This is a genomic window from Enterococcus sp. FR204, assembly GCF_031143325.1.
GTDB classification, from domain to species: Bacteria; Bacillota; Bacilli; order Lactobacillales; family Enterococcaceae; genus Enterococcus_B; species Enterococcus_B faecium.
The window spans coordinates 1-9,406 of the sequence record NZ_JAKZIW010000065.1 but is presented as its reverse complement, the minus strand read 5'-3'; the positions used below and the strand labels follow the sequence as shown (position 1 = coordinate 9,406).

9 protein-coding genes and 1 other RNA gene are annotated in these 9,406 nt (G+C 39.0%); 2 read left to right on the top strand and 8 right to left on the bottom strand.

Going from position 1 to position 9,406, the window contains the following annotated elements; translation table 11 throughout:
* The 8 genes from RG571_RS11190 to RG571_RS11155 all read right to left on the bottom strand — a co-directional run.
* Positions 1 to 215 (bottom strand): hypothetical protein (locus tag RG571_RS11190; RefSeq protein WP_308947694.1); only part of this gene is annotated, 215 nt, incomplete at its 3' end.
* A gap of 8 nt (positions 216 to 223) precedes the next feature.
* Positions 224 to 907, bottom strand: coding sequence for an HD domain-containing protein (locus RG571_RS11185; RefSeq protein ID WP_002289185.1), 684 nt, complete (start codon positions 905 to 907; stop codon positions 224 to 226).
* Positions 908 to 987: 80 nt separating this feature from the next.
* The gene (locus RG571_RS11180; RefSeq protein ID WP_002324814.1) at positions 988 to 2,484 is read right to left on the bottom strand and encodes a carboxypeptidase M32; all 1,497 of its coding nucleotides are present in this window, start codon (positions 2,482 to 2,484) and stop codon (positions 988 to 990) included.
* Between the two features lie 63 nt (positions 2,485 to 2,547).
* On the bottom strand, positions 2,548 to 3,012 hold the full coding sequence (locus tag RG571_RS11175) for an ASCH domain-containing protein (protein ID WP_131774407.1): 465 nt from the start codon (positions 3,010 to 3,012) through the stop codon (positions 2,548 to 2,550).
* An 81-nt stretch (positions 3,013 to 3,093) separates the two neighbouring features.
* Positions 3,094 to 4,263, bottom strand: a complete 1,170-nt coding sequence (locus RG571_RS11170) for a class I SAM-dependent RNA methyltransferase (RefSeq protein WP_010724040.1) — start codon at positions 4,261 to 4,263, stop codon at positions 3,094 to 3,096.
* Positions 4,264 to 4,471: 208 nt separating this feature from the next.
* Positions 4,472 to 4,839, bottom strand: an RNA gene (gene rnpB / locus RG571_RS11165) — RNase P RNA component class B.
* Between the two features lie 21 nt (positions 4,840 to 4,860).
* Positions 4,861 to 5,280 carry a cell division regulator GpsB gene (gpsB, locus tag RG571_RS11160; protein WP_002295835.1) on the bottom strand — a complete coding sequence of 140 codons (420 nt, stop codon included), beginning with the start codon at positions 5,278 to 5,280 and terminating at the stop codon, positions 4,861 to 4,863.
* Between the two features lie 89 nt (positions 5,281 to 5,369).
* Positions 5,370 to 5,909: a DUF1273 domain-containing protein gene (locus RG571_RS11155; RefSeq protein WP_002318743.1), complete on the bottom strand. Its 540-nt coding sequence runs from the start codon at positions 5,907 to 5,909 to the stop codon at positions 5,370 to 5,372.
* A 63-nt stretch (positions 5,910 to 5,972) separates the two neighbouring features.
* Here RG571_RS11155 and recU point away from each other — a divergent pair, with 63 nt between their 5' ends.
* Both recU and RG571_RS11145 read left to right on the top strand, forming a co-directional pair.
* Positions 5,973 to 6,620, top strand: coding sequence for a Holliday junction resolvase RecU (gene recU, locus RG571_RS11150; RefSeq protein ID WP_002289604.1), 648 nt, complete (start codon positions 5,973 to 5,975; stop codon positions 6,618 to 6,620).
* Positions 6,610 to 8,991 carry a PBP1A family penicillin-binding protein gene (locus tag RG571_RS11145; RefSeq protein WP_002289606.1) on the top strand — a complete coding sequence of 794 codons (2,382 nt, stop codon included), beginning with the start codon at positions 6,610 to 6,612 and terminating at the stop codon, positions 8,989 to 8,991. The genes recU and RG571_RS11145 overlap by 11 nt, the downstream gene beginning before the upstream one ends.
* Positions 8,992 to 9,406 lie beyond the last annotated feature (415 nt).

Here is a 9,406-nt window from a genome sequence, read left to right as displayed (position 1 = left end):
TTGTCACAGTCCTTTCTTCCGAATAAACGGTGTTCTCCTGCCAATTCCGAATCACAAGTCACAATATTCATCAAACATGAGAAGCTATTTTTTGAAATTGTTCCTTGTGACTCGGAGCTGAACGGCAGGCTCACGACCTCTTGGTAAACAGCGTTCCAGAAGTAACTTTTACGGATAATGATCCGAAATATCTTGGAGCTGACCACTTCTGTCACAACCTCCATCATTTTTTGTTATTTTTGATCCAATTGTCTGGAGTAAAATTTTCATCGTCAATAGACCATTCCAGAAAAAATTCTTCTAAGAATTCACGCATGAAGGTTTCTCTTCGTTTGGCTTCTTCATATCCGTAATCAGTATTCATTTTATCAGACAGCAAGAACAGTTTTTCATAAAAATGATTGATCACTGTCGTGCCTTTTCGGTAATTTTCTTTGTCCTTGAATGTTTGCGGATACAGTTCAGGATCAAAAATCGGGTGCCCATGTCCACCGCCGAAATAAGCAGTACGCAAAATGCCGATCGCTCCTAATGCTTCGATACGATCAGCGTCTTGAACGATCTTACCCTCCAGAGATAGTTCGGCCGCTTCAGAGAGATTTTTAGAAAAGGACATATTTTCGATAATGGAAAAAATCATCGAGATCTGTTCCTCTACTATTGGCAAAGAGCGAAGGAATACACGAAGCTGTTGCTTTGCCTCGTTCTCATTTTTAACGACTTTATCATCAATCGTATCATGTAGATAAGCTGCTGCAAGCGTCACAAAGCGGTCTGCCTGCGGTTCCGTCTCCAAAATTTTTTCAGCTAACTTGACAACTCTTTTGGTATGATCGCTCCCATGTCCTGTTTGATCATGCGCTAATTGGTCCATACTATAATCAGCGATCACTTGTAATTTATCCATTCGTTCCACTTCTTTCTTAAGTAAATAGCTGAAAACATCTATAGATTAGATGAATTTCAGCTATCTTTGTAAATTGTATTTTATTTCACCTGATATACATTAAAATACAGGTCTTTCATATAGTCGATCAGGTATTGCGGATTAAGCGGTTCATGTGTTGCATCCATGATTAATTGATTTGGTTTTCTAGATGCACCATATTGATGGATATGCTCTGACATCCAGTTTTTGATTGGAGAATAATCGTCTGACGCTAGAACATTTTCCACATCTATTTCTTGCTGCAAAGAATGAAGTAATTGCGCAGCATACATATATCCTAATGCATAAGATGGAAAATAACCAAAGCTTGCACCTGACCAATGAACGTCTTGTAGGATGCCTTCCACATCATTTGTTGGTCGTATTCCCAGATACTCTTCATATTTTTGATTCCATATTTCAGGTAGTTCAGCAACATCTACCCCTTCATTGAAAATCATTTTTTCGATTTCATAACGAATGATGATATGGAGAGGGTAAGTCAAACTGTCTGCCTCGATACGAACCAAACTTGATTTTGTATGGTTCAATGAACGATAAAATTTGTCAAAAGGAATATCATCGAATGTTCCTTCTGCACATTCTTGAAAGAAAGGATATTGCTTTTTCCAGAAGCTGCGACTACTTCCAATAATGATCTCGTTAAACAACGATTGTGATTCATGGATACCCATTGATGTACCTTCATAAACCGGTGTATACGCATATTTATCATCGATGTCTTGTTCATACATACCATGACCAGCCTCGTGGATCACTCCAAAAACAGCCATTTTGAAATCTGTTTCGTTCCATCGTGTCGTGATTCGTGCATCATTCGGATTAATTCCAGTCATAAATGGGTGGACAGTGTCATCTAAACGACCACGACTAAAATCATAACCAAGTTGTTCGATTACTTTCACTACAAATCTCTTCTGTTGTTTTTTCGTCATTCTCCGATTTAAAAAGTCTGTTTCAGGTTCAGTCCCTTTTTCTTGGAGCGTACGGCGGATCGAAAGAATTCCTTCTTTAAGCTGATCAAATACCTTATCAAGGATTTCGACAGTCATCCCGGGTTCGTATTGATTCAGCAAAACATCATAATTCGTCTTTTCATCTTTTCTCCAGTAAGGTATCAACTGTTTTGTTAATTCAATATTTTGATTCAATGCGTGTTGAAAATCAGAAAATTGTTGTGTTTCTCTAGCTTTTTGCCATTGTCCGTGTGCTGAAGAAACGGCAGCTGTATATTTTCTCATAAGATCTTCCGGTACGCGATGTTCCAAATCATACTCTTCTTTTACTTTGGCAAAAACGGCAGTTCCAACTTCCGACAATTCTTCCGGATGTTCAGAAAAATAGCGAATGGCTTCTTTGATTTTTGGACCGATTTTTTTTGAAAAATAAATGCTGTAAAGATAGCTGTCTACTTCACTTCGGTATGCACTAGCTTTTTCAGGCATACCTGTTTGTGTATCCCAATCGAGGATTCCTAAAGCTTGTTGTAGAAGATTGATTTCTTTTACTTCTTGTAAAAATTCCTTTTCATTCATCCAAAAGTCCTCCAACTTATCCTAGTTATCATTTATCCAATAGCTATATCTCACTTACATTTACTACATTTCCTTTGCATCGATTAATTCAAACCGTTCAACAGCCAGTGGCATTTCTTCATAAAATTCTTTTCCAATTTGGGGCATTAACTCCCTAAAAAACTTTTTATGAGCTTTATACCAGTAATCATAGCTCAAATCACCCTCACCCTCAGCACGGGCAATTTCTTCTGTTACTTCATTCATCGGCATTATCGTCATATCTGTATACTTTATGATTCCTACAGGTTTGTCTTTACTATTTAAAACAATGGTATAACTTCCGATTTTAGACAAAGGATCTTCATCGTAATACAGGTATTCATCGTATGATGAACATGACGCTGTTTTGATCCCCTTTAAAATCAAGTCCGCTAGCTCATCAGCCATCGGTGTTCCTTCCCAACTCCACTGCTCTGCGGTAACATTTGTTTCAGGGAGTTCACCTTGCCAAAATTCTTTCCAATACTTTTTTGCTTGTTCATTCATTTTCAATTCCTCCAAAAATCATAAGTTTAAAGGTTTTAAATCCCCAACTATGGTTTTTAGGTACCCATACTTATATCCTAGTTATTCGTTTTCAGCCCGTTCTTTTCTAGGCGGACGAGTTCCCCAATACTGGAATAGATCCGTACGCAATGCACCATTATACAATTTTCTTTTTTTGGTTGCTTTTTGTCCGTAAAATTCCTCAAACGCTAAGTCGCTAGTCAAGATATATTTACTCCATGTTTTTAATGGACGGAACACATCGCCCATTTCTTTATATAATTTTCGAACGGTTTCTTCTTCTCCTAGACGTTCCCCGTAAGGCGGGTTAGCCACGATGACCCCGTATTCTTTATCCGTTTTGAAGTCTTTGACTGCTTGTTGCTTAAAGGTAATCGAAGAGCCTAATCCGATTTCTTCTGCATTGGCTTTGGCAATTTCAATCATCCGTCCATTGATATCTGAACCAGTAATATCTAATTCAATATCATAATCTGCTTTTTCTTCGGCTGCTGATCGAACATTTTCCATGATTTCTTGACTGAACCAATCCCAAGATTCGCAAGCAAACTCACGATTGAATCCTGGTGCGATATTATGGCCTATTAAGGCTGCTTCAATACAAAGCGTACCTGAACCACATACAGGATCATAAAATGGACGGTCTTTTCGCCAATTTGTCAACATAATAAGTGCTGCTGCCATGTTTTCTTTCAATGGTGCTCCACCTTTTTCTAAGCGATAACCACGTTTGAATAAACTTGGTCCTGTCGTATCCAGAGTTACCATCACATGGTCTTTCAGCAAAGCTACTTCCAACTGAAAATGTGCGCCAGTTTCCGTCAGTGGTACAGAAGCTGGACGGTGATAATAGGTACGGAGACGTTCAACGATTGCTTTTTTTGTGATCGCTTGGCAATCAGGTGTGCTATATAGTTTCGACTTGATCGATTTTCCAGCTACAGGAAAAGCTGCATCTAGTGGAAGAAAATCTTCCCAAGGCAATGCTTTTACGTTTTCAAACAATTCATCAAACGTATACGCATCGAATTCCCCAACCACGATTTTTACTCGATCTGCTGTACGTAACCATAAATTAGCTGTAGCGATCGTTTCCATTGTTCCTTCAAAACGTGCACGTCCGTTCTCAACTTGGCATTCGATTCCAAGATCTCTTAATTCTTTACCAACCAGTGCTTCTAGCCCGCTTGCCGCAGTTGCGACGAGGTTGAACTTCCTGTTTTTTTCCATACACAATCTCCTTATTTATAAAAAAAGGAGGTGGGACATCAGTCCTACCCCACACTTTTACTCAAATTCCGAATAACCGGTGATACAAAAGTTTGTTTTGTAATAAGAGCGACTCATCTGAAGTATTGAAAAATAGCTTTCAAATGTTTTTCTTGTTTCTTATAACGCATTACTTTTGTCACGACCTAATTCCCTGATGTTTGCGGTTTTCTATAAGCCATGTTCTGTACTTTGCTTTTCCAGGGAGAAAAAACAAAGCGGTAACCATCTATCTGCAGTTATACTGCCTTTTTGTCCTGTTCTTCTTCCAGACAAAAAGCGCCCCTACCATTGTTTGGGTTGCTCGCTCGAGGGGTTTACCGCGTTCCACCGGATGGGTTTCCCCAGCCGCTTCGTCACTGTGGCACTTTCAAGGATACTTAAGCATAGCCGAAGCCTTAGCTTGTTTTCCTGCCGTTACTCCAAAGAGTACCTTAGCTTATGGTTTCGCTAAGCACGAACACTACAGGCATCACAGCCTGTGCGAGCATGGACTTTCCTCAGCCTGATCAAGTCAGACCGCGATTACCCGAAAACCGCAAATTCATTAATCAAAAATTAAAATTGACGTGTTTTTTCATTATCATCTAAGCTTGTGTCTGCATTTGTGTAGTTATTTGGATTAGGTTGTGCTGGTTTGACTGCACTTGCTTGTTGATCAAGCTTTTTACCAAATACTTCACGTTCAAGATTTGACAAGCGTTTTAAGATATCAAAATTGGTCACTGCTGCGCTCTTTGGTGCCTCTGTTTGTTGCACGCGTGTTTGAGCTGCTCCTTGAGTTTTAGATAATTGAGCTACTTTTGCACTCAATCGATCGTTTTCTTCTTGTAAAGCAAGGAGTTCTTTGCTGTAAGTTTCATAATCTTTGATGATATTGTCTAAGAATTCATCAACTTCAACGGGATCATAGCCGCGCATTTTTGTTTTGAATTCTTGTTGTAAAATGTCTTTAGGACTATAAACCAAATTCGCCATATTTACACCTCTAGTTTTCATTTACGTAATAACATTTCTACCTTTTTCATTGTATAGGAAAAAAGTTGATAAATCAAACACAATATCGATTATTCACTAAAATTTTGAAGATCGTCCATACTGATCAGCCGAATTTCGTAGGGATGATCTGCTTGGTAATTCTGTGCATCTTCAAAAAAATACTTCGTTTTTCCAGGGAATTCTTCATCATAGATCAGCAAACAGCCCACTGTATGTTCAAGTATAAAACGAGTGTGATTCTTTAACTGACTAGGTGATTGATAGGGTTGATGGCTAACAGCTTCGACATAATCTGCTAATTGTTCTGCTAATTGTTTTTTTTCTTGGTTCCCTTCATTCCAGTTATTACCAAAATCAGCAAAAGGATACAAAATACCAAGGGATAGTTCCGGATATTCTTCTTTCAATTCCGCTACTATTTGCACAGCCCATAGTTCAACGCCCAAATTCCCACTGACAAGTACCCATTCCAGCCCTTCTTCTGCTAACTGATGGAGTTCTTTTTTTAAAACATTTTTAACAACCTGGATTTTAGGATCATTTTCTTTAAAAACACCGAGTTCGAAACTTCGATACCCAGACACATAGATTACTTTTGACTTATCCATCTCAGATTCCTTTTCTTTCTATCCGCTTTTTTGCTATAATGTGGCCTAGGAGTGTGATTAAAGATGGTATTGCGCTATCCAAATGGCCAACCTTATTATAAGAATGCCTCTCCCGTCGAAAAAATTCAAGAAAAAAGAAATCAGATCACTGAATTCGGCAATCGGGGGATGCGCTTTGAAGAAGCAATCAATGAAAGTAATAAATATTATCTTTCCCGCGGGTTGGCGGTTATCCATAAAAAGCCTACCCCTATCCAAATCGTGAAAGTAGACTATCCTAAGAGAAGTGCTGCTGTGATCAAGGAAGCCTACTTTACCCAAGCCTCAACTACAGACTATAATGGCGTCTATCGAGGCTTTTACTTGGACTTTGAAGCAAAAGAAACCAAGAACAAAACATCTTTTCCCTTTAAAAACTTCCATGCCCATCAAATCGAACATATGAAAGCATGCCTCGAACAAAATGGGGTCTGCTTTGTCTTGTTATGGTTTTCGTCTTTGAAGCGCTGTTTTTATTTGAATAGTGTTCATTTGATTGCTTACTGGGACGCCCAAAAGGAAAAAGGACGCAAATCACTACCTTTATCTTTGATCGAAGAACTAGGAATAGAGATCAAAACTGGTATTTCTCCGCGGATTCCTTATTTGGACGCGGTTGACTTCTATTTATCAACATTATCTATTGAAGGAGAAAGCAAGAATGGCAAATGAACAAACTAGAAGCTCTAGACGACAGAAACAGCCTACTCCTAAAAAGAGTGTGAAGAAGAATTCTGGCAAAGGTTCTGGAAAGTCCTCTGGAACACATAAAAAAGGGTTATTTATCAAGATCCTTTTAGGAATACTCTCATTTTTCTGTATCCTCTTTTTAGCAGGTGTAGGACTTTTCTGGTATTACGCAAAAGATGCGCCCGAATTGACGGATAAAAAATTAGACGCTACCGTATCTTCCAAACTATATACACAAGATGGCGAACTATTCGAAGATTTAGGCGCAGAAAAGCGTGAAAAAATTTCTGCGAATGAATTACCGAAAACATTAGAAGATGCGATCGTGTCGGTAGAAGATCGCCGTTTTTATAAACACATCGGGGTTGACCCTATTCGGATCATCGGTTCTGCCCTCTCTAACTTTACCTCTGGCGGACTGCAAGGCGGAAGTACTTTGACACAGCAATTGATCAAACTTTCCTTCTTCTCCACTAGTGCAGAGGATCAGACCCTGAAACGCAAGGCCCAAGAAGCGTGGATGGCTGTAAGATTGGAACAAAAAAAATCGAAACAAGAGATCTTAACCTACTACGTAAATAAAGTGTATATGTCAAACGGCTTGTACGGGATGGAGACAGCTTCTGAGATGTACTTTGGTAAGAAATTATCAGAACTTTCTTTACCGCAAACAGCATTGCTTGCTGGGATGCCTCAAGCCCCTTCCGCCTATGATCCTTATGTTTATCCAGATCAGGCGAAGAAAAGACGAGATACTGTTTTGTATACGATGCTTCAAAACGAAAAAATCTCTCAAACAGAGTATGATCAAGCTGTCAATGTACCGGTAACGGATGGTCTGCAAGAACTAACTCAATCCGATGACAATACTAAGATCGTCGATAATTACGTCAAAGAAGTCATCAATGAAGTACAAGAAAAAACAGATAAGAATGTCTACACAGACGGTTTAGAGATTTATACGAATTTGGATCTGGACGCCCAAAAGAAACTATATGATATCGTCAACACGGATCAGTATGTCTCTTACCCAGACGACGAGATGCAAGTTGCCTCCACCCTTATCGACACCAATACCGGGAAAGTAAAAGCCCAGATTGGCGGACGTCACATCGCAGAAGACGTAACTTTAGGAAACAACTTAGCAGTGAATACTTCCCGTGATTTTGGTTCTACGATGAAACCTGTCACAGATTACGGACCAGCTTTTGAATATTTGAAATATTCTACTGGAAAAACTATTACTGACGCACCGTATAACTATGAAGGGACTTCGACTCCTGTAGGAAACTGGGATAATCAATATATGGGCACCATTACTTTACGCCAAGCACTTTACTTATCCCGTAATGTTCCAGCAGTCAAATTATTCAATGAAGTCGGTTCAGATAAAGTGGCATCTTTCTTAAAAAATCTTGGGATCGAATACAGTACGATCCATCAATCGAATGCGATCTCTAGTAATACGGAAGAACAAGATGGGACAAAATACGGAGCTTCTTCCTTAAAAATGGCAGCAGCCTATGCGGCTTTCGCCAATGGAGGGACTTATTACAAACCTCAATATGTTAATAAAATCGTCTTCCAAGACGGAACAGAAGAAACTTATGAGCCAGATGGAAAAACAGCCATGTCTCCAGAAACAGCTTATATGATCACAGACATTTTAAAAGATACGATCACTGAAGGTACTGGTACGAATGCGCAAATCGCTGGGTTATATCAAGCCGGTAAGACCGGAACATCCAATTACACAGATGACGAGTATGCAAAACTTGGTATTTCTTCTGGGGTGTATCCAGATATCTTATTTGCGGGCTATACGCCAAATTATTCGATTTCCGTGTGGACAGGTTACAATAAAAAAATGACACCTGTCACTTCAGAATCGTCACACGTAGCCTCTGATGTTTATCGCGAGCTTATGCAGTATGTTTCAGCTAACGTGACAAATACAGACTGGGAGATGCCAAGCGGATTAATTCGTGTGGGCGGTGAACTGTACTACAAAGATCAATATACAGCTAGATCGAATGCAATTACACCATCAACAACTATTCCATCTTCCAGCTATGTCCAGACTCCTGGAAGCTCAACAACAGAGACAACGACTCAAAGCTCTAGCTCTACTAGTCAAAGTGAATCAACTGCTGAGTCCTCAAAAGAAAGCACGACAGCAGAAACAAGCGAGCCAGCGTCTTCAACAACGGTTCCTTCTTCTTCATCCGAAGAAAGCTCGACACCGTCTTCATCTGCTCCTCCTGCTTCTTCCAGTGAGCCAGCAACTAGCGGAGCGGATGCTGCAAATGACCATACACCATCCAGCAGCACCTCAGCTTCTGGAAACAGATAGTAAAAAAGAAACCACGTCTACAAGCGTGGTTTCTTTTTTGTGTCTATGTAAAAAACAACTACAAATAAAAATCATGTACCAAGCTGTATTACATGATTTTTTATAAGACTTTCCAGCGTATACATGTGTGATCTAACATTTAGCTTAAAAATTAGAAAATCCATTTTTCTTTTATCATTACATATACTTTATCCATTTACTTGTTTATAATTAAATCGCTAAATACACACTAGTCTTTTATTTAGTGCCACTTCTTAATAATCCCATTGTTATTATCAAATAAAAAACACAATATATGGTTTTGAATAATTTTTTGAAAGAAGGCTTCATTTTGAGTTATCTGATAGTATGCTTAATTATCATAATTTGTCTGCACCATCTTTTTTTATCGAAAACAATACCTCGTTATTCCAAG

Bases quoted from the DNA above. Each gene is read 5' to 3' on its own strand.
- RG571_RS11155 (WP_002318743.1), bottom strand. From the start codon at position 5,909: ATGGATAAGTCAAAAGTAATCTATGTGTCTGGGTATCGAAGTTTCGAA.
- RG571_RS11185 (WP_002289185.1), bottom strand. From the start codon at position 907: ATGGATAAATTACAAGTGATCGCTGATTATAGTATGGACCAATTAGCG.
- gpsB (WP_002295835.1), bottom strand. From the start codon at position 5,280: ATGGCGAATTTGGTTTATAGTCCTAAAGACATTTTACAACAAGAATTC.
- RG571_RS11145 (WP_002289606.1), top strand. From the start codon at position 6,610: ATGGCAAATGAACAAACTAGAAGCTCTAGACGACAGAAACAGCCTACT.
- recU (WP_002289604.1), top strand. From the start codon at position 5,973: ATGGTATTGCGCTATCCAAATGGCCAACCTTATTATAAGAATGCCTCT.
- RG571_RS11175 (WP_131774407.1), bottom strand. From the start codon at position 3,012: ATGAATGAACAAGCAAAAAAGTATTGGAAAGAATTTTGGCAAGGTGAA.
- RG571_RS11170 (WP_010724040.1), bottom strand. From the start codon at position 4,263: ATGGAAAAAAACAGGAAGTTCAACCTCGTCGCAACTGCGGCAAGCGGG.
- RG571_RS11180 (WP_002324814.1), bottom strand. From the start codon at position 2,484: ATGAATGAAAAGGAATTTTTACAAGAAGTAAAAGAAATCAATCTTCTA.